Source organism: Ruegeria sp. AD9, from assembly GCF_056542305.1.
Window position 1 is genome coordinate 384,192 of record NZ_JBQFZP010000002.1, and the last position, 25,713, is coordinate 409,904.

A 25,713-nucleotide genomic window follows, 5' to 3' on the forward strand; every position below is an offset into this window, starting at 1 on the left:
ACGGACCGGTGCAGGGGAAGGTAAATGGCAATCAGACCAGCAGGTTGAACTGATTGACCAGCGGTAGGCTGCGCGCGCGTTTTCCCGTCAGATCAAACAGGGCGTTGCCCAGTGCGGGCATCGAGGGGGGCGTGCCGGGCTCACCAGCGCCGCCCATATGGCGATTGGTCTCCAGAACGCGCACCTCGACTTGTGGCGCGGTATGCATACGAAGGGCGTCATAGTCAGGGAAGTTGAACTGCTCGACTTCCCCGTCGGCAAAGGTGATCGCGCCGAAACATGCAGCCGACAGGCCATACATCATGCCGCCAAACATCTGCGCCTTGACATTTTCCGGGTCCAGCGCCAGCCCCATGTCGCAGGCGATCCAGGCCTTGTGGATGCGGATGGCACCGTCTTCGTCGACCACTTCGATAACTTGAGCCACCGGAGTGCCGAAGCTGTAGGTGAAGGCCACGCCACGGCCTACGCCGTCAGGTGTTTTCCCGGTCCAGTTGGACATTTCCTTGACCGCTTCCAGACATCCGGCAGACGGGGCGTGTTCGGTTCTCATTAGCTCTAGCCGGAAGTCCAGCGGGTCGCGCCCTGCGGCATGGGCCAATTCGTCCATGAAGGTCTCGTGGAAAAAGCCGTTGTGGCTGTTGCCGACCGAACGCCAGAAGCCTACCGGGACAGCCAGATCAGCGACGTGGCCGCTCATCCGGTAGTTTGGCACGGCGTAAGGTTGGTTGAAGAACCCTTCGACCAGCACTTTGTCGGGTCCGCCTCCAGGGAAGCCGGTGTAACGCTCGACCGCCTGTTGCGTGCAGGACTGTGCCGCAACCTTGCCGTCAATGAGAACGGCTTTGCCGTCCTGAACAGCGCCGCGCATCCGGGCGATGGCGCCGGGGCGGAAGTAGTCGTGACGCATGTCTTCTTCGCGGCTCCAGGTTGTCTGGACCGGTATGCCAGGCACGGCCATCGCGACCTTGGTGGCGATTTCCCCAAAATCCAGCTCACCCCGGCGGCCAAACCCACCCCCCAGATAGGTGGTGTGAATCTGAACAGCCTCAGTGTCCAGATTTGCGGTATTCGCAGCGCGAAACCGGATCAGCGTTGGGGCCTGATTGCCGCACCACAGCTCCAGAGCATCTCCGGTATAGAGCGCGGTGGCATTCATCGGCTCCATCGTGGCGTGCGCCAGATAGGGCACTTGGTATTCGGCAGTGATCTCGGTCGCGCCATCCGGCGTCATGCTGACATCGCCATCGTCGCGCATAGTCGAGTTCGGCGCGTCGTCAAACGCCTCGGCAATCTTTGAGAAAATGCCGTCCGTATCAGGTGGATATGGCGCATCGCCCCAGTCGATCTCAACAGCCTCAACCGCCTGGTTGGCCAGCCATGTGTTGTTCGCGATCACGGCAACACCAGTGCCCAGATCAACAACCTTCTCGACCCCGGGCATGGAGATTGCAGCACTGTCGTCAAAGCTGTTCATCGCGCCACCCAGTTTGGGGTTCATGCGCACGGCAGCAAATTTCATACCGGGCAGGCGAACATCGATGCCAAACTCGGCAGTGCCTGTCACTTTGCCCATCATGTCCAGTCGCGGTTGTGTCCGGCCCAGATAACGCCATTCGGACGGGTCTCGCAAAGGTACCTCGGCGGGTTCCAGTCCGGACGCTTCCACTGCAAGATCGGTATAAGCGATCTTGTCACCGGTCGGCGCGATGACATGGCCAGAAGCTGTTTTCAGGTCCGAGGGCGCGACCCCCAACCGATCAGCGGCGGCGCGTTTCAGCGTTTCACGGGCCGAAGCGCCGGCTTGCCGCATCCTCTCGAACCCGTCCTTCATCGAGGTTGAGCCGCCTGTGACTTGCAGGCTTAGGGCCTTGCCAAGAACACCCAGTGCTTCACCTAAGTTGTGCTGGAAGTCCGAGATGTCGTAGCCCTTGTTTGGCAGTCCCTCGCCCATCATGGCTGAGTTGTAATAGGCAGCGGCTGCCGGACCGTGCAGGACGGTGATTTGATCCAGATCGACATCCAGTTCTTCGGCGATCAGCGCGGCCCACGTGGTTTTCACGCCCTGTCCCATCTCGGCACGGGGCGCGAACAGGGTGACGCCATTCTGATCGATCAGCACGAAGGGATTCAGAGCCGCCTCACCTTCTTTCGGTTTCAGCGGGTTGGGGGCAGGGCGGGTGACATAATACGCGCCAAAGGCGACGCCGCCAACAATTGCGGCTGAGCCGATCAGGAACGTACGGCGGATAATTTTGCCAACAGAAGCCATCTCTTACGCCTCCTTCAACTTGGATGCTGCGTCGTGGATCGCGGCCCGGATGCGGGGGTAGGTGCCACAGCGGCACAGGTTTCCCTGCATCGCCTCATCGATCTCTGCGTCCGTGGGCGCAGGGTTTTCCGCAAGCAGGGCAGCGGCCTGCATGATCTGGCCCGACTGGCAATAGCCACATTGCGCCACCTGATGATCAGCCCAGGAATGCTGGATCGTAGCCAGCGCTTCTGGCGTGCCGACGCCTTCGATTGTGGTCACCTCGCCCCAGACATCCGACAGCGCCACCTGGCATGAGCGTACCGCCTCGCCATCGATATGAACTGTACAGGCGCCGCAAGCGGCGACGCCACAGCCAAACTTGGTGCCGGTCAGGCCAACCTCATCCCTCAGAACCCAAAGCAGGGGGACATCATCCGGCAGGTCGATCTGGTGGGGAGTTCCGTTTATCTTCAGGGCCGTCGCCATGGCGCACCTTTTGTATCTGTGGCAGGTTATGACATAATGGGTGTAAAGTGTCAGTCTGTCAATTGACAAATTAAACAAAAACTGTCAGAGATTTTCTTATGAAAGATACAAGTGACGAATCCCGGCAGAAAGCGATCCTTGCATCTGCTTTTCAGGCCTTTTCCGCATACGGGTTCCGCAAGACCTCGATGGATGACATTGCGCGCGGTGCAGGGATGTCGCGGCCAGCGGTCTATCTGTATTTCAGGAACAAGGAAGCGATCGTTCGCAAGCTGACCGAACGGCATTACGAGGAAAAGACCATAGCGGTGGCCGAGGCGTTGAACGGCGAAGGCTCGGTTTCGGACATCGCCAGAAAAGCCATCCATGCCCAGACCGAGGGTATGGCTGCGATTTTGGCGTCGCCGCATGGGCTTGAGATGCTGGACACAACCAAATCCATGGCCATCGATATTGTCGAGCGGGGCGAAGGGGAACTTGCCGCGCTTTATGCCGAATGGCTGAGGCGAGAGCAGGATGCTGGCCGCGTTCGCCTGTTCGACACGCCTGAAGAGACGGCGAAAACACTTACGGTCACGCTGAAGGGGATCAAGCTGACCGCGTCAGACGCCGAGGAATTTGAAAGGCGCACCAAACAGCTGGCTGCCCTGATCGGAGCTGGGCTGGAAATCAGGTAACGCGCTGCCGGGTTTTGTACTCTGGCGTGTCCCAAAGCTTGTTCTGCATGACATCCGCCAGAATCCCGACTGCACGCTCGACATCGCTTTCATCGATATACAGCGGCGTAAAACCAAACCGCATTGTGTCAGGTGCGCGGAAATCTCCGACGACACCACGCGCGATCAGTGCTTGCATCGCGGCGTAGCCTTCCTTGAAGCGGAATGAAACCTGACTGCCACGCTGCTCGGGAACACGCGGGCTGTCCAATTGCAAGTCGGGGCAGGTCGCCTCGACCCGACAGATGAAAAGCTCGGTCAATTCAATGGATTTGGCGCGCACATCCGCCATGTCGGCCATATCCCAGATATCCATGGCCGCCGAAAGTGCGGTCATTTGGATGATCGGAGGTGTTCCAACGCGCATACGCTCAATCCCGCTTCCGGGCCGATAGTCCAGGTCAAAGGCAAAGGGCGCTTCGTGCCCCAGCCAGCCGGACAGGGCCGGGCGCACACTATCTGCCAGTCGGGGCGCAACATAAATGAAAGCGGGCGCACCGGGGCCGCCATTGAGGTATTTATAAGTGCACCCGACTGCGAAATCGGCATTGCACCCTGCAAGGTCAACGGGGATAGCACCTGCGGAATGCGCCAGATCCCAAACCGTCACGACACCATTGGCATGGGCCAGTTCCGTCAGCGCTTTCATGTCGTGCATCCGGCCCGTACGGTAATCCACTTCGGTCAGCATCAGGACCGCGACCTCTTCTGTGATTGCATCTGCGACGCCCTGCGGGTCGACGACGCGCAGTTCGTATGCGCCCCCAAGGGATCGCAGCAGGCCATCGACCATGTACAGGTCTGACGGAAAGTTCCCATTGTCGGAAAGCACAACCTTGCGGGTCGGGTTCAGTTCAAGAGCAGAGGACACGGCCTGATAAACCTTGATCGACAGGGTGTCGCCGGTCACGACGCTGCCCGGCTCGGCACCGATCAGGCGGCCAATTCGATCTCCAAGCCCAGTGGGAAGGCCCATCCAACCGGCCTTGTTCCAGCCGGTGATCAGCATTTGCCCCCATTCCTCGGTCAGCATGTTCTGCACACGAGACGCAGCCGTTTTAGGCAGCGGACCCAACGAGTTGCCGTCCAGATAAATCACGCCCTCGGGCAGGTCGAACATGGCTTTGGTTGCTGCAAAATCGGTCATGAAGGTTCACTCACTTGTGTGGTCGTCTTTTGTTGCATTTGGGGTAGCCGATCCTGACATGTCTGTCTATCGATGCGACATACTGGTCTTTTGCCAATCTGGCCGAAAAACGGTAGGACGTCGGTCAGAAGCGACATATACCCGACACTGTCGTCGCTCATGAGGGATTGGAATGCGCTGGATAGATGTACCGCCGGTTTGGTTGATCGCTTTCGCGGCGCTGGCATGGGCGCAAGCCAGATACATGGCGTTGGGCCTGTCACTTGAGAGCGGCCTGACCGACCTTCTAAGTGGAGTTCTAATCGGCGGTGGCGTTCTGATGGCCGTTCTAGCCATTGTCGAGTTTCGCCGCCACAAAACAACCGTCATTCCCCATGAGACACCGACCGCGATGGTGCAATCGGGCATCTACAAACGCAGTCGAAACCCGATCTACGTCGGTGACGTTCTGATTCTTGCGGGTTTGATCCTGCGGTTCGACGCCGTGTTGTCACTGGTTTTGGTTCCGGTCTTCGTCTGGGTGCTGGAGCGCCGGTTTATCCTGCCGGAAGAAGACCGCCTGCGCCGGCAGTTCCGCACGGATTTCGCACGCTACGAACGCAAGACGCGGCGTTGGATCTAAGGTGGCTGATTTCGTGATGTCACGTAAAAAATGCTGCACTTGCGAAATAATGTTGCGCAGGATACATCTTTGCTTAACAAAGAATACCGACCACCCGCTCGGACAGAGTAAAAATTAGGGGGACTGCCAGTGAAGATAGGCACGCCAAAGGAAATACTGGACGGTGAGAACCGGGTTGCAATGACGCCCGACTCGGCCGTGCAATTGCAGAAACTGGGCTATGAGTGCCTGATCGAGAAAGGCGCGGGCGCGGCTGCCGGTTTTTCGGATACCGCATACGAGGCCGTAGGCGTTGAGGTGGTCAAGACCGCAGCGTCGCTGTGGAAGACCGCGGATATCATTGCCAAGGTTCGGATCCCGACTGAGGCCGAACTGAAACGGTTGACCAAGGGCAAGACCCTGATTTCGTTCTTCAATCCTGCGGGCAACGAAGAAGGAATGGAGCTGGCCAAATCCAAGGGCGCCAACGTGATCGCCATGGAGATGGTGCCACGCATCTCGCGTGCGCAGAAGATGGACGCGCTGTCTTCGATGGCAAATATCGCGGGCTATCGCGCCGTGATCGAGGCAGGCAACAACTTTGGCCGTTTCTTCACCGGTCAGGTGACCGCCGCCGGTAAAGTTCCTCCTGCCAAGGTGCTGATCGTTGGGGCCGGAGTGGCCGGTCTGGCCGCAATCGGGACGTCCACGTCGCTGGGCGCGATCACCTACGCGTTCGACGTGCGCCCTGAAGTGGCCGAACAGGTCGAATCGATGGGGGCGGAGTTCGTCTATCTGGACTTCGAAGAAGAGCAGCAGGATGGCGCGGCCACAGGCGGTTATGCCTCGGTCCAGTCGGAAGAATTCCGCAACGCCCAGCTGGCCAAGTTCCGCGAACTTGCGCCCGAAATGGACATCGTGATCACCACCGCCCTTATCCCCAACCGTCCGGCGCCCAAGCTGTGGCTGGAGGATATGGTCAAGGCGATGAAGCCGGGTTCGGTCATCATCGACCTTGCAGCCGAGCGTGGCGGTAACGTCGAAGGCACTGTGCCGGATGAGAAAGTTGTAACCGATAATGGCGTGACCATAATCGGTTATACAGACTTCCCCAGCCGGATGGCGGCACAATCCTCGTCGCTTTATGCAACCAACATCCGTCACATGATGACTGACCTGACGCCCGAGAAGGACGGTCAGATCAATCACAACATGGAAGATGACGTGATCCGCGGTGCAACCGTGACCCATGCGGGTGAGATCACCTTCCCGCCGCCACCGCCCAAGATTCAGGCGATTGCGGCGCAGAAAAAGCCCGAGGTCAAGGAACTGACCCCGGAAGAGAAAAAGGCGCAGGAGATTGCGGCCTTCAAGGCGCAGACCAAGCAGCAGTTCACGTTGTTGGGTGTTGGTGGCGCGCTGATGCTGCTGGTGGGGCTGGTTGCCCCGGCCAGCTTCATGCAGCATTTCATCGTCTTCGTGCTGGCCATTTTCGTAGGCTTCCAGGTGATCTGGAATGTCTCGCACAGCCTGCACACGCCGCTGATGGCGATCACCAACGCGATCTCGTCGATCATCATCGTCGGGGCATTGATGCAGATCGGATCGGGGTCGTTCCTGGTCATTCTGCTGGCGGCGCTGTCCGTCTTCATGGCCGGGATCAACATCTTCGGTGGCTTCCTCGTAACCCGGCGCATGCTCGCCATGTTCCAGAAATCTTAAGGAGGCCGGGCACATGGAATTTGGCTTCACCACTGCCGCCTATGTTGTTGCGGCTGTTCTGTTCATCCTTTCCCTTGGCGGGTTGTCGAACCAGGAAAGCGCCAAGCGCGCGGTCTGGTACGGCATCGTCGGCATGGCGCTGGCGGTTTTTGCCACACTGGTTGGCCCCGGTTCTGGCCTGTGGCTGCTGTCGATCCTGCTGATCATTGGCGGCGGTCTGATCGGTCAATACGTGGCGCAGCGCGTCCAGATGACCGAGATGCCGCAGCTGGTGGCCGCGATGCATTCACTCGTCGGTCTGGCCGCTGTGTTTGTGGGTTTCAATGCACATTTTGAAATCGGCAACGTGGCACAGGTCATGGCGATTGCGGATACGGCGAAAGAGGCGGATTTGCATGATCTGGGCACCTTTGCCAAACTGATCGCCAAGAAGACACCGGCCGAACTTGCTATCCTGCACGTGGAATTGTTCCTGGGCATCTTTATCGGCGCGATCACCTTTACCGGTTCGGTCGTGGCCTATGGCAAGTTGGCGGGCAAAGTGACCTCGGCGGCGACAAAGCTGCCCGGTGGTCATGCGCTGAACGCGGCGGCTGCGGGTCTCTCGCTGATCTGTCTGATCTGGTACACCGCGTCTGGCGGGCTGTTGCCGCTGATCCTGATGACCCTGGCCGCTTTGTTCATCGGTTATCACCTGATCATGGGCATCGGTGGCGCGGACATGCCAGTGGTTGTGTCGATGCTGAACAGCTATTCGGGCTGGGCCGCGGCGGCGATTGGTTTCTCGCTGGGCAATGACCTGCTGATCGTGGTCGGTGCGCTGGTGGGCTCAAGCGGTGCGATCCTGTCCTACATCATGTGCAAGGCGATGAACCGTCACTTTGTCAGCGTGATCCTGGGCGGCTTTGGTGGCCCGCAGGGTGAACAGATGGCTGTTGAGGGAGAGCAGGTGGCTATTGAGGCTGATGGCGTGGCTGCAGCCCTGAACGATGCCGACAGTGTAATCATCATTCCCGGCTACGGGATGGCGGTTGCGCAGGCACAGCAATCGGTCAGTGAACTGGTCCGTAAGCTGCGCGCCAAGGGTAAAGAGGTACGTTTTGCGATCCACCCGGTCGCGGGTCGTTTGCCGGGCCATATGAACGTGCTGCTGGCCGAGGCGAAGGTGCCCTATGATATCGTTCTGGAAATGGACGAGATCAATGACGACTTCCCGGATACGGATGTGGCCATCGTTATCGGCTCGAACGACATCGTGAACCCTGCGGCGCAGGAAGATCCCAACAGCCCCATTGCCGGTATGCCGGTTCTGGAATGCTGGAAGGCCAAGCAGGTCTTCGTGTCAAAACGTGGTCAGGGTACAGGGTATTCGGGTATCGAAAACCCGCTGTTCTTCAAGGAAAATACCCGCATGTTCTATGGCGACGCCAAAGCGTCTCTGGACAAGCTGCTGCCGATGATCGAGTGATTAACCGGTTTGATCCATTTGCAAAGGGCGCCTTTGGGCGCCCTTTTCTTTTTTTGTGCTGTTGGGGGCTTTGCCCCCAAACCCCCAGGATATTTATGGCCAGATGAAGCGGGCGGGTTGTGATATACTCGATGCCGTGTGGTAGGAGCGAAACATGCAGAAAGTGAACGGTATAGGGGGCGTATTCTTTCGGGCCAGTGATCCCGAGGCATTGAGCCGTTGGTACGAAGAACATCTGGGCGTAAACCACTATGATCCGGTGCCCTGGAAGCAGCGCGAAGGGTATACGGTGTTTGCGCCGTTCGCTAAAGACACCGAGTATTTCGGAAACCCGGATCAGCAATGGATGATCAATTTTCGGGTTGATGATCTGGGCGCGATGATACAGCAGCTCGAAGCTGCCGGAATCGCTGTTGAGACCCGCCCCGACTGGGACAGTGAGATCGGAAAGTTCGCGCGGCTTCACGATCCGGAAGGTAATCCGATCGAGCTGTGGCAGCCAAATCAATGAGATAGTCTGTTTGTATACCTTTGTATTCGTGTAAGTATATGAAATAAAATAAGAATTGATGTCTCCGAGTTGTGACGTATAGTGCGGACACTGTTATCGGAGCCTCGGAATGACGCCAATCGATGATCACCCGCTGCGCTATGCGCTGGCCAATGAACTTCATGCCCGCCCGTTTCCGGCCGCCGATACGCCGTGCACGGTCGCCTTTCTTGCGATCAAGAAGCCTGAAGCAGCCGTCGCTCGGGACCGCAGTCAGGATATTGCCCATCTGATCGATCTGCTTGACCGACATGGGGCGCAACATCCGCAGCCGGGGGCCACGCATTACGCCGGGCAGATCGGACGCCATTGGCTGAAATGGGAGCAGCACACTGAGTTTGTCACGTATACGGCGATTGTGCCGAATGTCAGCGGCCGCCCCTTCAACCCGGCTGATTTCGAGGTTTTTCCCCCGGATTGGCTGATGGCCAGCCCGGGCCAGAGGATCACCTCGCTGCTGATGCGGGTGGTGCCGCGCCCGGAAGATGCGGCTGTAAAGGTCGCTCTGGCTGATTGGTTCGAACCTGAAAGTCTGGCGGTGTCGCGGGTGTTGGATGCTTCTGCAATTTGCGCCAGCGATTTCCGTATCGACCCGGCTGGTCACATGCGTTTTGCCCTGTTCGTGACCGAAGGCACGGGCACGCGCCGCACAGGGCGTATCATCCAGCGGCTGTGCGAGATCGAGACATACAAGGCGATGTCGATGCTTGGCTTTGCCCGCGTCAAACAATTGGCCCCCCGGATCGAGGAACTGGATGCCCAGCTGGCGAAGCTGATGGTTGAAATGACGGATGACACCACCCCACCAGATGCGCTGTTGCCTCAATTGCTGGCCATATCGACCGAGCTCGAGACCATATCGGCCCGCAGTTCGTTCCGATTCGGTGCGACCGGCGCTTACGAGGCGCTGGTCAATCAGCGGATCGATGTCCTGCGCGAGGAAAGGTTCGAAGGCGGCCAAAGCTTTGCCGATTTCATGATGCGCCGTTATGACCCTGCGATCCGTACCGTGAAATCAACAGAACGCCGCCTGCAGGCGCTGTCTGACCGGGCCATACGTGCGGGTGAGTTGTTGCGCACAAGGGTGGACGTCGAGCGGAGTGCACAAAATCAGGCCCTGTTGGAAAGCATGGATCGTCGGGCCGATCTTGCCTTGCGCTTGCAGCACACGGTTGAGGGCCTTTCTGTGGTGGCCATCAGTTATTACGCGGTCTCACTTGTCGGCTACCTTCTGTATCCGTTGACTGCCGCCGGCATAAGCAAGGGAATGCTGACGGCGGCGGCGACGATCCCGGTTGTAGCGGGCGTATGGTTCGCCGTTCGGCGCATCCGCAAACGCCTGGGTTAAGCTGCAATTGCCAATTTGCGCCCAACCTGTAGAACGGGTGAGGCGGGCAGATAGCACGAGGTTCTCTGTTGATTGGTGTTTTCTCGGCATGGCGGGCAGTTGCGGCCATGTTCATCCTAAACGGGGCTTTGTTCGGAATCTGGGCCTCGCGCATACCAGCCGTGCGCGACCGGTTAGAGCTGTCCCATGACGCGTTGGGGTACGGGTTGTTGTTCATGGCGGCCGGGGCCGTCTGTTCGTTTCCGGTCACAGGGCGGTTGACGGATCGGTATGGCGCAGTTGCGATAACCCGGATTGTGGCCGTTCTGTACACGCTGTCGCTGGTCCTGCTTGCTGTTGCTGGCGGGTTTTGGGCGCTGGCGTTATGTTTGTTTGTTTTTGGCGCCTTTCACGGATCGATGGATGTGGCGATGAATGCCTGGGCCGCCGAGGTCGAGCAGGCATATGACAAACCTGTAATGTCGTCATTCCACGCCATGTGGAGCCTTGGGGCCGGTCTTGGCGCGCTCAGCGGGTACGTGGCTGTTCAGATGGGGTTGACGGTTCTGGTGCATTTCCTATTGGCGGGTGGCGCGGTTGTTGCCTTCGCGCTGGCCTTGTCGTGGGTGCGCTGGACGTCGAAACGGTCCGGGCAGTCGCAAAGCTCGGTTTTTGCTTTGCCCTCGGGCGCGCTGATACTGGTCGGATTCGCGGCCATGTGCGGTGCATTGGGTGAAGGCGCCGTCGCAGACTGGAGCGCGATTTTCCTGCGAGACATTTCGGGAGCGCCCGAAAGTGTTGCCGCATTGGGCTATGCCGTGTTTTCCGTGACGATGGTGGCGTTTCGCCTAGCAGGCGCGATTGTCATTATGCGGTTTGGTCCTGCTGCGACGGCCCGGTTCGGCGGGATCTGCGCGGCGTTGGGCGTTTTCGCTGTGGTTTCTTCGGTTGCGCCCTTGCCCGCATTGGCGGGGTTTGCGCTGATGGGCATAGGGTATGCGGTGATCATGCCGCTGGCGTTCAGCCGTGCAGCCAGCGATCCGCTGGTCCCGCCGGGGCAAGCCATCGCAAGTGTAGCTACGCTGGGATATGGCGGGTTATTGATAGGGCCGCCGCTGATCGGATTTTTGGCGGAACTGTTCGGCCTGCGTCTGGCGTTCGCCGTGCTGTTGCCATTGGCCGTTCTGATCGTGCTGTTGGCCGGCGCGCTGAGGCGCGCCGACTAAACTTGTTTCAGCGTCCGCGAATGCGGGGATCCAGCGCGTCGCGCAGACCGTCACCCAGATAGTTGACGCTCAGCACCGTCAGCGAGATTGCCAGACCGGGCCAGAATACACGCTCGGGGTATTGCTGAAGATAGTCGACACCATCAAACAACAGGCGGCCCCATGTCGGGAAGTCGGGCGGGAATCCCAACCCAAGGAAGGACAGCGCGCTTTCGGTGATGATCGCTGTGGCAATCCCCAGCGTTGCCGACACCATGATTGGCGAAAGAACGTTCGGCAGGATATGCCGCGTGATGATCTGGCTGTTGCTGGTGCCGATGGAGCGCGCGGCGAGAACGAATTCACGTTCCTTGATGGCCAGCACATCACCGCGCACGATCCGCGCAGTCGGCATCCATGAGGTGATGCCGATGGCGCAGACGATCAGGATGAATATCCCGCGCTCCAGCCCAAAAGCCGCTGACAGGGGCTCGCGGAACAGAAGCATCATGACCAGCAGCAAAGGCAGCAGGGGCAGGGCCAGAAACAGGTCGGTCAGGCGCATCAGCGGCCCATCGAGCCGTCTGAAGAATCCTGCCAGAACGCCGATGAACGAACCCAGGAACAGCGCCAGCAACATCGCGGTTATGCCAACCGAGACTGAGGTTTGACCACCCGACATCATGCGCGCAAGAATGTCGCGACCCAATTGATCGGTGCCAAAGGGATGCGCCCAACTGGGGCCCTGATTGCGCGACCGGATATCGATCTGGGTTGGATCGATGCTCCACAGATACGGGCCCAAATAAACACCGGCGACGATGATGATAAACAGGATCGCACCGACCATTGCGCCTTTGTGGGTCTTGAACTGATCCCACACATCGCGCCATTGGCTGCGGGGAGGGGTTGCCAGTTCTTCCATCACGCCGGCCGTTGGCAAGGCTGTCGAGGCAGGTGCAAATCCTTCGTCCGGGACCAGTGTATCGGTACGATCATGATCAGTCATATCGAATCCTCGGGTCCAGAATGCCGTAAAGTACGTCAGCGATCAGGTTGAACAGCACGATCAGTACGGCAAAGATGAAGGTCAGGGTTTGCACCATCGGCAGATCATTGGCCTGAATCGCTCCGATCAGCAGCTGACCGATGCCATTCACTTTGAACACCTGCTCGGTGATGATGGCGCCACCAAAGATGGACGGAATACCCAGCGCAATCACGGTGACCACCGGGATCATCGAGTTTCGCAGAACGTGAACCATGACCACGGTGTATTCGCTGAGACCCTTGGCGCGGGCGGTGCGAACATAATCCTGATTGAGGTTATCCAGCATGGACGCGCGCATGAACCGGCTGAGCTGCGCTGTAATCTGCAAGGCCAGAACCATGACCGGCATGATCATCTGTTTGAGTTGCACAACGAAACTGTCCCAGCTGTTGACCACCAGTGTGGTGTCATAGATCGACGGGAACCAGCCCAGCTGGACCGAGAATATGACGATCACCAGAACACCCGAGAAGAAGGGTGGAACGGAAAAGCCAACCATCGACACGAAGGTACCCATCTGATCGAACCAGGAATATTGGCGGTAGGCCGAATAGATGCCGATGGGCAGCGCGATCAGGATGGCGACCACATAGGCGGTGCCGACAACCCACAGGGTCTGCGGGATCCGCTGAACGACGATGTCCATGACCGGCGAGCGGGTCTGCCATGAAATCACGCGCAGGTCGCCTTCGGAGAAGGTTGTGCCGAATACAGAGTCGACCAATACCTGTGGTTCTATCCAGAAGAACTGCACGATCCATTTCCAGAACCGGATATGCATCGGCTGGCCGAGGCCAAGCGCCTCGCGCATCTTCTCTTTGACTTCCGGGGGAACGGTGAGTGGAACCTGTGCCATCGGGTCGCCAGGGGCAAGCTCGAGCAGCAGGAAGATGACGAGGCTGATGAACAGCAGTGTGGGCACCGCCAACACCAGTCGTCTGATTGTAAAGTTGAGCATTCAAAGGCGCCTTTGTTGATGCGTCTTCTTGTTGGAGCGGCCTGCAAATGACCGCGCCCCGAAGATCGGGGCGCAGCTTGGCAGGTTTAACGCTTAGGAGCCGGTTTTGCGGTACCAGTCCGCAACGTTCCAAAGCTCGCTGTCCCAAGTGTTCAGGATCACGCCACCCAACGTGTTGGAATGTGCAGAGACCCGTCCACGATCAACCAGCGGAACCACGACATAGCTGTCCTTGGTCAGCATATCGTTGAGTTTACGTGCAATTTCGCCACGCTTTTCAAGCTCACCGGTGCGGCCCAGTTCGGCCACCAGCTTGTCATACTCGGCGTCACAGTAACGGTTGATGTTCTCACCCTGCCACTGGCTTTCCGGCTTGGGTGCCTTGTCACAGGTGTGCTGCGCAAGATAGCTTTCAGGATCGGTGCCATCGAAGTTGTTGGCGTACATTTCAACGTCTGCATAGAAACGCTGGAATGTGTCCGGGCTGCCCGGGTCACCGCCGAAAAAGACCGACGCGTTGATGTTGCGCAGCTCGGTTTCAACACCGATCTGGCTCCACCATTCCTTGATCAGCGCCTGGAAGTCCTGACGAACAGCGTTGGTCGAGGTTTGATAGACCAGCGACAGTCTTACACCATCCTTGGCGCGGACGCCGTCAGCGCCTTTCACCCAGCCGGCTTCATCCAGCATCTGGTTCGCGCCGTCAATGTCCTGCGTCAGACACTCGGTGTTGTCGCTTGCGTACAATGCCGGGGCCGGTACCAGGTTGCAGGTCGGGCGACCGGCTTGACCGTAGCCAATCTCAACCAGAAGATCACGGTCGATTGCCATCGACAGCGCTTTACGAACAGCCAGTTCCGACAAGGCCGGGTGCGGATGTTTGGCGGTTGAACGTTCGCCTTCAGGCAGGCTGGGGGACGGATCTGTCATGTTCATTTCGATCCGCTCAACCAGGGTCCCGAATGCCGCGATCGGAGTACCTTTACCACCTTCCTTCATCTGCTCGATGACTTCGGGCGCCAGCTGCAGGTTCCACGCATAGTCGAATTCGCCGGTTTCCATCACAGCACGGCCAGCCGCCGTTGCGTCACCGCCACCTTTGAAGGTCAGCGTGGCAAAAGCGGGCTTGTTTGGGTCACGATAATTCGGGTTGGCCGACATGGTGATCACGTCGTTTGGCTTGAATTCGTCCACAACAAACGGGCCGGTTCCGATCGGGCCAAAGTTCTGGTCTGTACATTCAGGCGCCTTGGAGCCCATGCAGTTCTGAAACTGGGCCATCTGGATAATTGGCGACTGACCACCCATGAACGGGCCATAGGGGTTCGGCTTTGGTTCGGCAAAGTTGACCTTGATGGTCAGATCGTCGATTGCCTCGACGCTTTCGACGCCTTCAAACTTGGCAAGCTGGGCGCAACCACCTTCCGGATGCATGCAATAATCCGCGGTGAACTTTACGTCGGCCGACGTCACGGGCGATCCATCGGACCAGACCAAACCGGATTTCAGCTTCCACGTGATCGATTTCAGATCCGACGAAACACCACCGTTTTCCACGGTCGGGATATCCTCGGCGAGATAGGCTACAAGGTTCCCGTCTTGGTCATAGCGACCGAGCGGTTCAATCACCAACGAAGCCGATTCGATGTCTTTTGTGCCCGAGGACAGATACGGGTTCAGGATCGACGGAGCCTGCCAGTAAATGATGCTGACATTGCCGTCCGATCCACGCTCAGCAAAGGCCGCAGGGGCCATCGCCGTGCTTGCAATCGCACCAAGCAAAAGGGTTTTGATTTTCATAAGTTACTCCCAAGTTGGACACGTTCGTGTCTCGATTATCTCCGCAAGGCCTGCGGGTTTGGCGTTGCCGCCCCAAGGTAAGGTCTTGATCAACAAAGATAATAGCGCTAACGATTTCAGTCTGCGCCGCCTCCCCAGGTCGGTTACATGGCGTATCGAAACAGAACCTGAGAAAAATGCAAGTAGTGCCGTCGCGAAAATGTGTAATGGGTTTGACTTTTCCCGGCGGCCCGCCTTAGCGTTCGGAATTCAGAAAAGAATACCGTCGTCAAGGGAGCGCGCGCGTGCTGGATCAGCCTATTGCACAGATTAAAAAACTGCGGGTGGAGTTTCAGACGAAGGATGGCCCCGTTGTCGGTGTTGAGGATGTCTCGTTCGAGATCAAACCGGGTGAAACCGTTTGTATCGTTGGCGAATCGGGCTCGGGGAAATCGGTGTCGTCGCTGTCGCTGATGCGGCTGGTCGAGTTTGGAGGCGGCGAAATCGCGGGTGGTGAACTTCTGTTCGATCGCCGCGATGGGGGCGAAATGGACCTGTCCAAAGCCGATCCGGATCTGATGAAACAGATTCGCGGCAACGAGATCGGGATGATTTTTCAGGAGCCGATGACGGCGCTGAACCCAGTTTTTACCGTTGGTCGCCAGTTGACCGAAGGTCTGCGCATCCACAAGCAGATGTCGAAGTCACAGGCCGAGGACCGTGCGCTTGAGTTGTTGCGCCAGGTTCGTATCCCCGAGCCCGAGCGTCGTTTGAAACAGTACCCGCATGAGCTGTCGGGCGGGATGCGCCAACGTGTCGTCATCGCAATGGCGATGGCCTGCGAACCCCGCTTGCTGATCGCGGATGAACCTACCACAGCGCTGGACGTGACCATTCAGGCCGAGATCCTGGCCCTGATGGATCGCCTCAAGCGCGAAACCGGTACGGCGGTAATGTTCATCACCCATGACATGGCGGTTGTGGCGCAGATGGCTGACCGTGTTGTCGTCATGTATCGCGGCAACAAGGTCGAAGAGGGGACCGTCAGGGAAATCTTTGAAAACCCGCAGCATGATTACACCAAGGCGCTTTTGGCCGCAGTGCCGAAGCTGGGTGAAATGCAGGGTAAGTCGGCGCCCGAACCGATGAAGTTGCTGGGTGTCGAGGGGCAGAAAATTGCACCCATCCCCGGAACCGAAGAAGTTTTGTTGACCGTAAAGAACCTGACCACGCGGTTTCCTGTCAAAGGTGGTCTTCTGCGGCGCACGATCTCGAACGTTCATGCGGTCGAGGATGTGTCATTCACACTGAACAAAGGTCAGACGCTCAGCCTTGTGGGCGAATCCGGGTGTGGAAAGTCCTCGGCCGGCCGTTCGATCCTGCGGTTGGTCGAGCCGATGGCGGGCGAGGTCAATCTGGACGGTGTCGATATCATGAAGCTGGACCCGTCCGGCCTGCGCAAGGCGCGGCTAGATATGCAGATGATCTTTCAGGACCCGTTCGCCTCGCTGAACCCACAGATGCAATTGGTCGATCAAGTTGCCGAGCCGATGCGCAACTATGGCGTGGCGTCGGGATCCGAGTTGCAGGACCGCGTAGCACAATTGTTCGACAAAGTGCAGCTGCCGCGCAGCTTCATGCGTCGTTTCCCGCATGAAATGTCCGGTGGGCAGCGTCAGCGGATCGCGATTGCCCGCGCACTGGCCCTGAACCCCAAGCTGATCATCGCGGATGAGGCGGTCTCGGCCCTCGACGTGTCGGTTCAGGCGCAGGTTCTGAACCTGATGATGGAGTTGCAGTCCGATCTGGGGCTGTCTTATCTGTTCATCAGCCATGACATGGCCGTGGTTGAACGTGTCAGCCACTATGTCGGCGTTATGTATCTGGGTCGCATTGTGGAACTGGGCCCGCGTGCGCGTGTGTTTGAAAACCCACAACACCCCTATACGCAGGCGTTGATGAAGGCAGTTCCAATTGCTGACCCGAACAAGCGAAAGACTGAAAAAGACCTGAACTTCAAACCGATCCCGTCACCAATCCACCCTGTCGATTTCAAGCCGGAACCCTCTCAATATCAAGAGGTTGAACCGGGTCACTTTATCCTGACCACAGACAGTGGGTACTGACCCGATGGGCAAGCGCCTGACGCCGCTTGAGATCATGACCAAGCTGATCTCATTTCCAACCGTGAGTCGTGACACCAACCTGCCGTTGGTCGACTGGGTGGACGAATACCTGCAAAGCCATGGGATCACGTCGCACCGCTGGGCTGATCCGAATCAGCCGCATAAGGCGGCAATCTTTGCGCATGTCGGCCCTTTGGAAGAAGGCTCAGTTGTGCTGTCCGGGCACACGGATGTAGTGCCGGTTGACGGGCAACCCTGGGGCACCGACCCCTTCACCGTGACCGAGAAGGACGGCAAATATTTCGGGCGCGGCACCTGCGACATGAAGGGATTTGATGCGCTTGCCATCTGGACGCTGGTCGAGGCGCATTACGCAAATGTGAGGCGACCGCTCCAACTTGCGCTGAGTTTTGATGAGGAAGTCGGGTGTACCGGAGCGCCGCCGATGATCGAGGCAATGCAGGGCATTTTGCCCAAAGGCTCGGCGGTGATCGTAGGTGAGCCGTCGATGATGCAGGCGGTAACGGGTCACAAGGGCGGTTTCGGCTTTGACACCCATATCGTCGGGTTCGAAGTTCACAGCTCGATCATGCACACAGGCGTCAACGCCATCATGGCAGCGGCCCCATTGATCGACTGGGCCAACCAGCAGAACGCGCGGAACTTGGCGGCGCAACCCAGTGCCGTTGCCGCCGTATTCGATCCACCCTGGACAACCTGCCATGTCGGTATGATTGAAGGCGGAACGGCCCACAACATTACTGCCAAAGACTGCCGGTTCATGATGGATTTTCGGACCGTGCCCGACGAAACGCAGGCCCAATGGCGAGATGCCTATTTCGAACAGGTTCGGCACATTGAGGCTCAGATGCAGGCCGTTCACCCGGATACCCGCATCGAACTGACTGAAAACTTCGCGATTCCGGGGTTGATCCCGGAAGAGGATGGTGAAGCCGAAGCACTGGTACGCGCCCTGACCGGAGACAACGCAAGCCATGTGGTCAGTTACGGGACCGAGGCAGGCCAGTTTCAGGAGGCCGGGTATTCTGCCGTGATATGTGGACCCGGAGACATAGCGCAGGCACATCAGCCGAATGAGTTCGTTACGATTGAACAATTCGAAGCCGGTCATAAATTCATGCAGCGATTGGTTGAAAAACTATGCGCCTAGCCCGGTGTAATACGGTGCCAGCGGTAGAAAGGGAGGTCTTGAGATGCCCGTAAAAAACAGACTTGCGGAAATGCATGGCGAGATCACCGAATGGCGCCGCCACCTGCACGCCCATCCGGAGCTGATGTATGACGTCCATGAAACTGCGGCATTTGTTGCCGCACGTCTGAAAGAGTTTGGAGTGGACGAGATCACTCCGGGCATTGGCAAAACAGGTGTTGTCGGGGTGATCAAAGGGCGCACGGATACGCAGGGGCGCGTCATCGGCCTGAGGGCGGACATGGATGCACTTCCGATTGAAGAGGCGACAGGGCTAGACTATGCCTCGACCGTGTCGGGCAAGATGCACGCCTGCGGACATGACGGGCACACTTCGATGCTGCTTGGGGCCGCGCAGTACCTTTCCGAGACGCGCAATTTCGATGGCACAGTGGTTCTGATCTTCCAGCCCGCCGAGGAAGGTGGGGCCGGCGGTCTGGCCATGTGTCAGGACGGGCTGATGGACCGCTGGGGCATTCATGAGGTCTATGGCATGCACAATATGCCCGGTCTTCCGGTGGGCGAATTCGCAATTCGCCCCGGCGCGTTGCTGGCCTCGTCCGATGAGTTTGAAATCACGGTCACTGGCAAGGGCGGACACGCCGCCGCGCCGCATGAGGCGGTGGATACAACGCTAGTGGCCTCGCATATCGTTGTTGCCTTGCAATCGGTGGTGTCCCGGACCGTTGACCCGATCAAGCGAGTTGTCCTCACCGTTGGGACGTTTGTGACGGATAGCGTTGCGTCGAACGTGATCGCTCATACGGTGCGTTTGCAGGGAACCGTGCGGACACTTGACCCCGAGTATCGTACAATCGCCGAAGAACGCGTGCGCCGGATTGCCGAGGATACAGCCTCGGCCTTTGGCGCGAAGGCGGAGGTTATCTGGACACCCGGATACCCGGTGACAGTGAATTCCGAGGCCGAAACGGGCTATGCGGCCGAGGCGGCAGCTGCGGTCGCGGGCAAGGTCAACGACAGCACGGACCCTATCATGCCGTCCGAAGATTTTGCCTATATGCTTGAAGAACGCCCCGGCGCGTACATCTTTATCGGGAACGGGGATACGGCCATGTGCCACCACCCGCAATACAACTTTGACGACGACGCGATCCCCGCCGGTTGCAGCTGGTTTGCCGAGCTTGTGGAACGACGATTGCCTGTCGCATGAAACAGGGAGAATGACATGCCGATCAAGAACCGTCTCGCAGAGATGCATGATGAGATCACCGGTTGGCGGCGTGACATTCACCAACACCCGGAAATTCTGTACGACACTCACCGCACCAGTGCGCTGGTTGCGGAAAAGCTGAACGAGTTTGGTTGCGACGAGGTCGTGACTGGCATCGGTCGCACCGGAGTCGTTGGTGTCATTCGCGGCAAAAGCGACACACGGGGCCGTGTGATTGGCCTGCGCGCCGATATGGACGCCCTGCCGATGCAGGAACAGACCGGGTTGGACTATGCCTCGGAAATACCGAATGCGATGCATGCCTGTGGTCATGACGGGCATACGGCGATGGTTTTGGGGGCCGCCAAGTATCTGGCGGAAACCCGCAATTTTGATGGCACGGCAATCGTGATCTTTCAGCCTGCCGAAGAGGGTGGAAATGGTGCCGAGGCCATGTGCAAGGATGGTCTGATGGATCGGTTCGGCATTCAGGAAGTCTATGCGATGCACAATGTGCCGGGTATTCCTGCCGGGCAGTTTGCCATTCGTTCGGGGCCGTTGCTGGCGGCAGCGGATGAGTTTGACATCCATCTTGAAGGGCGCGGCGGCCACGCGGCAAAACCTCATCAGACGATTGATACAACGGTGATGTTGTCGCAGCTGATCGTGGCGTTGCAGACGATTGTGTCGCGCAATGCGAATCCGATATTGCAGGCCGTGCTGTCTGTGACCTCGGTCGAGACGTCCTCGAAAGCGTTCAACGTGATCCCGCAATCAGCACGGATCCGCGGCACTGTTCGGACCCATTCCAACGAGTTGCGCGACCTGATCGAACAACGGCTGAAGGAAGTTTCGGAAGGGATCTCTGCAACATTTGGCGGGTCTGTGAACGTCACCTATAAACGCGGTGTTCCGGTGACGATCAATGCCGAAGCTCAGACGGGATATGCAGCAGAGGCCGCGGTGTCGGTTGGGGGCAGTTGCATTGAAGCGCCGATGGTGATGGGAGGCGAGGATTTCTCGTTCATGCTGGAAGAGAGGCCCGGGGCATTCATCGTTTTGGGCAACGGTGACAGTGCCGGGCTGCACCACCCCGAATACAATTTCAATGACGAGATCATCCCCATTGGGTGCTCGTGGTTTGCGGAAATGGTCGAGCGCCGGATGCCAGCGGCTTGATCTGAATCAGGAGAGAGAAAAGACATGCCAGTCAAGAACCGCTTTGCCGAATTGCAGAATGAAATCACGGAGTGGCGAAGGGATCTGCACGAAAATCCCGAGATCCTGTTCGAAACCCACCGCACCAGTGCGAAGGTGGCCGAGAAGTTGAAGGAGTTCGGCTGCGATGAGGTTGTGACCGGTATCGGACGTACCGGTGTTGTGGGGGTGATCAAAGGCAAGTCGGACAGCAAGGGAAAGGTGATCGGCCTGCGCGCAGATATGGATGCTTTGCCGATACATGAGGCAACGGGGTTGGACTATGCCTCGAAAACGCCGGGTGCGATGCATGCTTGTGGCCATGACGGGCACACCGCGATGTTGCTGGGGGCGGCAAAGTACCTGTCGGAAACCCGCAACTTTGACGGCACTGTTGTCGTGATCTTCCAACCTGCTGAGGAAGGTGGCGGCGGGGGCCGCGAAATGTGCGAAGACGGAATGATGGACCGCTGGAACATTCAGGAAGTCTACGGCATGCATAATTGGCCGGGGCAGCCTGTTGGCAAGTTCGCAATCCGGCCGGGTTCGTTCTTTGCGGCAACTGATCAGTTCGATGTCACCTTTGAGGGTCGCGGCGGACATGCCGCCAAGCCGCATGAGACTGTGGATACTACAGTTCTGGCAGCGCAGGCAGTCCTTACGTTGCAAACGATTTCTTCGCGCAATGCCGACCCAATAGATCAGGTCGTGGTGTCTGTGACATCGTTTGAGACGTCATCCAAGGCATTCAATGTGATCCCTCAGACCGTGCAGATCAAAGGCACCGTGCGCACAATGAGCAAGGGCATGCGGGATCTGGCTGAAAAGCGGATCAACGAGATTTGCAACGGTGTAGCGGCCACGTTTGGCGGCACCGCTGACGTGACTTACATTCGCGGGTACCCGGTAATGGTGAACAGCGACGAGCAAACAGAGTTTGCGGCGGATGTGGCCCGGTCGGTGTCCGGTGATTGCGACGAGGCACCGTTGGTCATGGGGGGCGAAGATTTTGCCTTCATGCTGGAAGAGCGCCCAGGCGCCTATATTCTTGTGGGCAACGGTGACACCGCAATGGTTCATCACCCGGAATACAATTTCAACGACGAAGCCATTCCGGCCGGATGCAGCTGGTGGGCAGAGATTGTCGAACAGCGGATGCCATCCGCCTGATGGTGAGGGTGGGGGCTCTGCCCCCACACCCCCGGGATATTTCTAGCCAGATGAAGCGGGATCCTTTGCTTGCAGATCAAGCACCGTGCAGAGGGTTTCGACGACGGCATCCAAGGCGGTCGACTGCGTATTGACGCAGGATTGTGCAGCCGTTCTGGCGGCTTGAAGGGCATTTTGATCCGACAGCCAATGTGAAACGGCCTCAGAGAGGTCAGTGGATGTTTGGACCTCGACAGCGCCCTTGGCGTCGATCAGCGGGGCAAACGTTTCTGCGAAGTTGAAATACCCTGGGCCGGTGACCACGGCGGCCCCAGCCTGTGCCGGTTCAAACGGGTTGTGTCCGCCAATCTCTTTCAGTGAGCCCCCAAGGAACACGATCGGGCAAAGCGCGTACCAGGTTCCGGTTTCGCCCAGCGTGTCGGCAACATACACGTGCGTCGTATCTGTGATCGGTGCATTTTTTGACCGGAAGGATGCCATGAGCCCGGCGTTGTTCAGAAGTTCTGCAACCTCGCCGCGTCGTTCGGGGTGGCGTGGGATCAGTAGCAGCAGAAGGTCGGGCCAATGTTGCAATAACGCCTTGTGGGCTGTCAGAACGCTGTCCTCTTCTCCGGCATGGGTGGAACTGGCGATCCAGACAGGTCTGGCGGCTATTTGCGCACGAATGTCGTCCAGCGTGCTCTGGTCCACAGGTAGAGGATCGGACATGGCCTTGAGGTTGGTGCCGGGCTGCACCCGTTGGGCTGGGGCACCCATGGCAATCAGGTTGGCTGCTGTTTTGTTGTTTTGCGTTAAGAGCAGGCGAAATTTATTCAGGACAAACCTTGCTGTTTTAGGGCGCTTCTTCCATCCGGCGACAGATTTGTCCGACAATCGAGCATTCAGCAGAGCCAGCGGAATGTCGCGCCCCGCGCTTTCGACAATCAGCCGCGGCCAGATCTCGCTTTCGACGAAGATCCCGGCATCGGGTTGCCAATGGTCCCGAAAGCGTTGAACCGGGCCGGCTGTGTCAAGCGGTGGGTACTGGTGTCGGGTGCGAGGCGGCAGTCGCTTTTCGATCAGGGCCGCTGAGGTTGGCGTTCCTGAGGTGATCAGAAACTCGGTTTTGGGAAGGCGGTCGGCCAGCCGATTGATCAGAGTGAGGACCGACAGGCTTTCGCCGACACTGGCGGCGTGGAACCAGATCAACTGCCCTGCGGGGCGGGGCATACTGGCATGGCCAAGACGCTCCTGTTGGCGATTGGCTGGTACACCGGCAGCCTCAAGTTTCTTTCGGACGGTTCTCCAGACCAGAGGTGCGGCCAGAGAAATCAGGGCGCAGTACAGGTGGTACAGTGCTGTGGGGCGGTCTTGGTGATCCGGCATATATCAGCCGCCTGTATGGCTCATATGGCGGCTCATCCGACCATCAACGGACTGGCGAGAATAGTCGAAGTCATGACCTTTTGGCTTCAGGTTAATCGCCGCACGGATGGCATCTTCAAGCGGCTGTTCGGTATCGGGGTGATCCCGCAATGCGCCCCGCAGATCCGCCATGTCCTCCTGCCCCAGACACATATAAAGCTCGCCGGTGCAGGTCAGGCGTACGCGGTTGCAGCTTTCGCAGAAATTGTGGGACAGGGGCGTGATGAAGCCGATCTTCTGACCTGTTTCTTCCAGCCTGATATAGCGGGCCGGTCCGCCTGTGCGTTCGGCCAGATCAGTGATCGTGTAATGGTTTTCGTACTCTTTGCGCACATCCTTGAGAGACCAGTATTGATCCAGTCGATCCTCGTTACCGATATCGCCCATCGGCATGACCTCGATCCAGGTCAGGTCCATGTCGCGCTCGGCGCACCATTCAGTGATCTTGGGCAGTTCGGGTTCGTTGAATCCCTTGAGCGCAACAGCGTTGATCTTGATCCGCAGCCCGGCCTTTTGCGCCGCGTCGATGCCATTCAGTACCTGTTTGAGGCGGCCCCAGCGCGTGACTTTTGCAAATTTGTCGTCATCCAGCGTATCCAGGGAAACATTCACACGGCGCACACCGGCGGCATAAAGATCTTCGGCAAAGCGATGCAACTGCGAACCGTTTGTCGTGAGCGTCAGCTCTTTCAACACACCGCTTTCCAAGTGGCGGGTCATGGCGTTGAAGAAGGTCATGATATTGCGACGAACCAATGGCTCACCGCCGGTAATGCGCAGTTTCTCGACGCCCATTCTCACAAAGGTCGAGCACATGCGATCCAGCTCTTCCAGCGTAAGAAGGTCTTTCTTGGGCAGAAAAGTCATGTTTTCGGACATGCAGTAGACACAGCGAAAATCACAGCGGTCCGTAACGGAGACGCGGAGATACGTGATAGCGCGGGCAAACGGGTCGATGAGCGGAGCAGACATGCGACATAGGTAAAGCTGTAACCTGCCTGCGACAAGTGCGAACTGCGCTTTGCACTGGATCACACCCGCATGGGGTTGTAGTTTCCGGGAATGAAAAAGGCATTTGTTTTTCTATGCGTTGTTTTGACCGGGTGCGATACTGTCCGGGCAACGACGGAACGTGTGTTCGGGTCGGGGGATGAGGCGGCTGCGGCCGTATCGGACGGTGAAACTGCGCCAGTTGTCGCTGAGGAGGTTCTTCAGCCCGAGCCGGTTGCGGCACGCCCCAGTTGGGTCGGGGCCAAAACAACCATTGCCGGGCTTGGTGATCCGACCACACCAGGGCGCTGGATGCAGACGCCGCTGGTCGATAGCGAGGTAACGGCGCGAGTTGTTGTGCCCAGAACCGGCGCGCAGGCCTATATCACCCTGGTTCCTGCCGCAGGCCCGGAAAATAGCGGCAGCCGCTTGTCGCTGGATGCCATGCGGGCCCTTTTGGTGCCATTAGACGAACTGGTCGAAGTCGCGGTCTATGCCGACTGACTTTTCAGGTATTTGGCTGCTTCGCGTCGGGCGAACGGTTTCATGGCATCACCGTGTTTGTCCAGAAACGCGATCACACGTTCGGGGTCGTGTTTGGACAGTTCCCGGAGCCACCAGGCGATTGATTTCTGAATAAACCAGTCGCGGTCAGGGACATATCCGGCGGCCCAGCCGAGGATACAGTCGCGACGTTGCAGGTCTTCGGGCTTGGGGTGGTTCTGTTTGGTCCAGGACAGTGTTGCGACAAGGGCCGCGCGCCGGGTCCACATGTGATCGGACTGTGTCCACTGTTCGACGGCATTCAGTCTCTCGGGGTCGGCCATCAGTCGTTTTTGCATCGCCATGCAGGCATGATCGGCGACGGCCCAGGCGTCAAAATCCGGTAGCCAGCTTTGAAGCAGGTCCCAAACCTGATCGTCGGGCCGGATGCGGGCCTGGGTCAGAAGCTTGGCCGCGGCAAGGCGCGCTTCGTGGATATCGGTTTGCCACAGCGCCTTGGCCAACGCGACGCGTTTATTCACATCCAGCTCTTGCCGCCATGCTTTGGTCAGATCGTTGAGAACCGGGTTGGCGACTCCCAGATAGACGCGATCCGCCTTGTGATAACTGGCCATCTGACCCGCACGTTCGGGGTCGGCATGGGCTTTGATCTGATCAAGAAAAGTGGTCAGCATCGG

The 25,713-nt window shown here is 58.3% G+C and carries 22 protein-coding genes; 13 read left to right on the forward strand and 9 right to left on the reverse strand.

All coding sequences use genetic code 11. The annotated features are described in order from the left end of the window. Nucleotides 1-31: 31 nt before the first annotated feature. Nucleotides 32-2,272, reverse strand: coding sequence for a xanthine dehydrogenase family protein molybdopterin-binding subunit (locus tag ACR0AM_RS04885; protein ID WP_480622271.1), 2,241 nt, complete (start codon nucleotides 2,270-2,272; stop codon nucleotides 32-34). Nucleotides 2,273-2,275: 3 nt separating this feature from the next. Then, on the reverse strand, nucleotides 2,276-2,740 hold the full coding sequence (locus tag ACR0AM_RS04890; RefSeq protein ID WP_480476013.1) for a (2Fe-2S)-binding protein: 465 nt from the start codon (nucleotides 2,738-2,740) through the stop codon (nucleotides 2,276-2,278). A gap of 98 nt (nucleotides 2,741-2,838) precedes the next feature. On the opposite strand from ACR0AM_RS04890, the gene ACR0AM_RS04895 reads away from it, so the two are divergent. Next, on the forward strand, nucleotides 2,839-3,417 hold the full coding sequence (locus ACR0AM_RS04895) for a TetR/AcrR family transcriptional regulator (RefSeq protein ID WP_480622272.1): 579 nt from the start codon (nucleotides 2,839-2,841) through the stop codon (nucleotides 3,415-3,417). Here the strand turns inward: ACR0AM_RS04895 and kynU are convergent. After that, on the reverse strand, nucleotides 3,410-4,603 hold the full coding sequence (gene kynU, locus ACR0AM_RS04900) for a kynureninase (RefSeq protein ID WP_480622273.1): 1,194 nt from the start codon (nucleotides 4,601-4,603) through the stop codon (nucleotides 3,410-3,412). The genes ACR0AM_RS04895 and kynU overlap by 8 nt on opposite strands. A 172-nt stretch (nucleotides 4,604-4,775) precedes the next feature. Here kynU and ACR0AM_RS04905 point away from each other — a divergent pair, with 172 nt between their 5' ends. From ACR0AM_RS04905 to ACR0AM_RS04930, 6 genes are all read left to right on the forward strand, one after another. After that, nucleotides 4,776-5,225 carry a methyltransferase family protein gene (locus ACR0AM_RS04905; RefSeq protein WP_480493827.1) on the forward strand — a complete coding sequence of 150 codons (450 nt, stop codon included), beginning with the start codon at nucleotides 4,776-4,778 and terminating at the stop codon, nucleotides 5,223-5,225. A 129-nt stretch (nucleotides 5,226-5,354) separates the two neighbouring features. After that, nucleotides 5,355-6,926: a Re/Si-specific NAD(P)(+) transhydrogenase subunit alpha gene (locus ACR0AM_RS04910; RefSeq protein WP_480622274.1), complete on the forward strand. Its 1,572-nt coding sequence runs from the start codon at nucleotides 5,355-5,357 to the stop codon at nucleotides 6,924-6,926. Between the two features lie 13 nt (nucleotides 6,927-6,939). Further along, nucleotides 6,940-8,394: an NAD(P)(+) transhydrogenase (Re/Si-specific) subunit beta gene (locus ACR0AM_RS04915; RefSeq protein WP_480476023.1), complete on the forward strand. Its 1,455-nt coding sequence runs from the start codon at nucleotides 6,940-6,942 to the stop codon at nucleotides 8,392-8,394. 154 nt (nucleotides 8,395-8,548) lie between these two features. Then, complete coding sequence (locus ACR0AM_RS04920; RefSeq protein ID WP_480476025.1) at nucleotides 8,549-8,905, forward strand: VOC family protein; 357 nt, start codon at nucleotides 8,549-8,551, stop codon at nucleotides 8,903-8,905. Between the two features lie 109 nt (nucleotides 8,906-9,014). Then, nucleotides 9,015-10,292, forward strand: coding sequence for a DUF3422 family protein (locus ACR0AM_RS04925; protein ID WP_480493829.1), 1,278 nt, complete (start codon nucleotides 9,015-9,017; stop codon nucleotides 10,290-10,292). Between the two features lie 68 nt (nucleotides 10,293-10,360). After that, nucleotides 10,361-11,497 (forward strand): MFS transporter, encoded by a 1,137-nt coding sequence (locus tag ACR0AM_RS04930; protein ID WP_480622275.1) that lies wholly within the window; start codon nucleotides 10,361-10,363, stop codon nucleotides 11,495-11,497. Between the two features lie 7 nt (nucleotides 11,498-11,504). Here ACR0AM_RS04930 and ACR0AM_RS04935 read toward each other — a convergent pair whose 3' ends face one another. The 3 genes from ACR0AM_RS04935 to ACR0AM_RS04945 all read right to left on the reverse strand — a co-directional run bounded on the left by ACR0AM_RS04935 (nucleotide 11,505) and on the right by ACR0AM_RS04945 (nucleotide 15,285). Beyond that, nucleotides 11,505-12,485: an ABC transporter permease gene (locus ACR0AM_RS04935; protein ID WP_480476031.1), complete on the reverse strand. Its 981-nt coding sequence runs from the start codon at nucleotides 12,483-12,485 to the stop codon at nucleotides 11,505-11,507. Continuing rightward, entirely contained in the window at nucleotides 12,478-13,485 is a 1,008-nt protein-coding gene (locus ACR0AM_RS04940) for an ABC transporter permease (RefSeq protein ID WP_209504480.1), read from the reverse strand. The genes ACR0AM_RS04935 and ACR0AM_RS04940 overlap by 8 nt, the downstream gene beginning before the upstream one ends. A gap of 93 nt (nucleotides 13,486-13,578) precedes the next feature. Beyond that, the gene (locus tag ACR0AM_RS04945) at nucleotides 13,579-15,285 is read right to left on the reverse strand and encodes a peptide ABC transporter substrate-binding protein (RefSeq protein WP_480476033.1); all 1,707 of its coding nucleotides are present in this window, start codon (nucleotides 15,283-15,285) and stop codon (nucleotides 13,579-13,581) included. 284 nt (nucleotides 15,286-15,569) lie between these two features. Here ACR0AM_RS04945 and ACR0AM_RS04950 point away from each other — a divergent pair, with 284 nt between their 5' ends. From ACR0AM_RS04950 to ACR0AM_RS04970, 5 genes are read left to right on the forward strand one after another with little or no spacing between them, the layout of a single operon-like run. Continuing rightward, nucleotides 15,570-17,390 carry an ABC transporter ATP-binding protein gene (locus ACR0AM_RS04950; RefSeq protein WP_480622276.1) on the forward strand — a complete coding sequence of 607 codons (1,821 nt, stop codon included), beginning with the start codon at nucleotides 15,570-15,572 and terminating at the stop codon, nucleotides 17,388-17,390. 4 nt (nucleotides 17,391-17,394) lie between these two features. Then, nucleotides 17,395-18,561 carry an acetylornithine deacetylase gene (argE, locus tag ACR0AM_RS04955; protein ID WP_480622323.1) on the forward strand — a complete coding sequence of 389 codons (1,167 nt, stop codon included), beginning with the start codon at nucleotides 17,395-17,397 and terminating at the stop codon, nucleotides 18,559-18,561. Nucleotides 18,562-18,604: 43 nt separating this feature from the next. Further along, on the forward strand, nucleotides 18,605-19,771 hold the full coding sequence (locus ACR0AM_RS04960) for a M20 aminoacylase family protein (protein ID WP_480516356.1): 1,167 nt from the start codon (nucleotides 18,605-18,607) through the stop codon (nucleotides 19,769-19,771). Nucleotides 19,772-19,786: 15 nt separating this feature from the next. Then, a complete protein-coding gene (locus ACR0AM_RS04965; RefSeq protein ID WP_480622277.1) occupies nucleotides 19,787-20,950 on the forward strand; it encodes a M20 aminoacylase family protein in 1,164 nt (387 codons plus the stop codon). Nucleotides 20,951-20,974: 24 nt separating this feature from the next. Further along, a complete protein-coding gene (locus ACR0AM_RS04970; RefSeq protein WP_480622278.1) occupies nucleotides 20,975-22,138 on the forward strand; it encodes a M20 aminoacylase family protein in 1,164 nt (387 codons plus the stop codon). 42 nt (nucleotides 22,139-22,180) lie between these two features. Here the strand turns inward: ACR0AM_RS04970 and ACR0AM_RS04975 are convergent, their stop codons facing one another. Next, entirely contained in the window at nucleotides 22,181-23,503 is a 1,323-nt protein-coding gene (locus ACR0AM_RS04975; protein WP_480622279.1) for a 3-deoxy-D-manno-octulosonic acid transferase, read from the reverse strand. Nucleotides 23,504-23,506: 3 nt separating this feature from the next. Then, the gene (moaA, locus tag ACR0AM_RS04980; protein WP_480622280.1) at nucleotides 23,507-24,514 is read right to left on the reverse strand and encodes a GTP 3',8-cyclase MoaA; all 1,008 of its coding nucleotides are present in this window, start codon (nucleotides 24,512-24,514) and stop codon (nucleotides 23,507-23,509) included. A 90-nt stretch (nucleotides 24,515-24,604) separates the two neighbouring features. Between moaA and ACR0AM_RS04985 the strand changes: the two genes are divergently transcribed. Next, nucleotides 24,605-25,036 (forward strand): hypothetical protein, encoded by a 432-nt coding sequence (locus ACR0AM_RS04985; protein WP_480622281.1) that lies wholly within the window; start codon nucleotides 24,605-24,607, stop codon nucleotides 25,034-25,036. Here ACR0AM_RS04985 and ACR0AM_RS04990 read toward each other — a convergent pair. After that, entirely contained in the window at nucleotides 25,024-25,710 is a 687-nt protein-coding gene (locus tag ACR0AM_RS04990; protein ID WP_480622282.1) for a DNA alkylation repair protein, read from the reverse strand. The genes ACR0AM_RS04985 and ACR0AM_RS04990 overlap by 13 nt on opposite strands. Nucleotides 25,711-25,713 lie beyond the last annotated feature (3 nt).

What these genes read in the sequence shown, in the direction of transcription:
- moaA (WP_480622280.1), bottom strand. Translation starts at nt 24,514, where the DNA reads ATGTCTGCTCCGCTCATCGACCCGTTTGCCCGCGCTATCACGTATCTC.
- ACR0AM_RS04885 (WP_480622271.1), bottom strand. Translation starts at nt 2,272, where the DNA reads ATGGCTTCTGTTGGCAAAATTATCCGCCGTACGTTCCTGATCGGCTCA.
- ACR0AM_RS04940 (WP_209504480.1), bottom strand. Translation starts at nt 13,485, where the DNA reads ATGCTCAACTTTACAATCAGACGACTGGTGTTGGCGGTGCCCACACTG.
- ACR0AM_RS04985 (WP_480622281.1), top strand. Translation starts at nt 24,605, where the DNA reads ATGAAAAAGGCATTTGTTTTTCTATGCGTTGTTTTGACCGGGTGCGAT.
- ACR0AM_RS04960 (WP_480516356.1), top strand. Translation starts at nt 18,605, where the DNA reads ATGCCCGTAAAAAACAGACTTGCGGAAATGCATGGCGAGATCACCGAA.
- ACR0AM_RS04890 (WP_480476013.1), bottom strand. Translation starts at nt 2,740, where the DNA reads ATGGCGACGGCCCTGAAGATAAACGGAACTCCCCACCAGATCGACCTG.
- ACR0AM_RS04905 (WP_480493827.1), top strand. Translation starts at nt 4,776, where the DNA reads ATGCGCTGGATAGATGTACCGCCGGTTTGGTTGATCGCTTTCGCGGCG.
- ACR0AM_RS04895 (WP_480622272.1), top strand. Translation starts at nt 2,839, where the DNA reads ATGAAAGATACAAGTGACGAATCCCGGCAGAAAGCGATCCTTGCATCT.
- ACR0AM_RS04925 (WP_480493829.1), top strand. Translation starts at nt 9,015, where the DNA reads ATGACGCCAATCGATGATCACCCGCTGCGCTATGCGCTGGCCAATGAA.
- ACR0AM_RS04915 (WP_480476023.1), top strand. Translation starts at nt 6,940, where the DNA reads ATGGAATTTGGCTTCACCACTGCCGCCTATGTTGTTGCGGCTGTTCTG.
- ACR0AM_RS04970 (WP_480622278.1), top strand. Translation starts at nt 20,975, where the DNA reads ATGCCAGTCAAGAACCGCTTTGCCGAATTGCAGAATGAAATCACGGAG.
- ACR0AM_RS04965 (WP_480622277.1), top strand. Translation starts at nt 19,787, where the DNA reads ATGCCGATCAAGAACCGTCTCGCAGAGATGCATGATGAGATCACCGGT.
- ACR0AM_RS04990 (WP_480622282.1), bottom strand. Translation starts at nt 25,710, where the DNA reads ATGCTGACCACTTTTCTTGATCAGATCAAAGCCCATGCCGACCCCGAA.
- ACR0AM_RS04920 (WP_480476025.1), top strand. Translation starts at nt 8,549, where the DNA reads ATGCAGAAAGTGAACGGTATAGGGGGCGTATTCTTTCGGGCCAGTGAT.
- ACR0AM_RS04945 (WP_480476033.1), bottom strand. Translation starts at nt 15,285, where the DNA reads ATGAAAATCAAAACCCTTTTGCTTGGTGCGATTGCAAGCACGGCGATG.
- ACR0AM_RS04975 (WP_480622279.1), bottom strand. Translation starts at nt 23,503, where the DNA reads ATGCCGGATCACCAAGACCGCCCCACAGCACTGTACCACCTGTACTGC.
- kynU (WP_480622273.1), bottom strand. Translation starts at nt 4,603, where the DNA reads ATGACCGATTTTGCAGCAACCAAAGCCATGTTCGACCTGCCCGAGGGC.
- argE (WP_480622323.1), top strand. Translation starts at nt 17,395, where the DNA reads ATGGGCAAGCGCCTGACGCCGCTTGAGATCATGACCAAGCTGATCTCA.
- ACR0AM_RS04935 (WP_480476031.1), bottom strand. Translation starts at nt 12,485, where the DNA reads ATGACTGATCATGATCGTACCGATACACTGGTCCCGGACGAAGGATTT.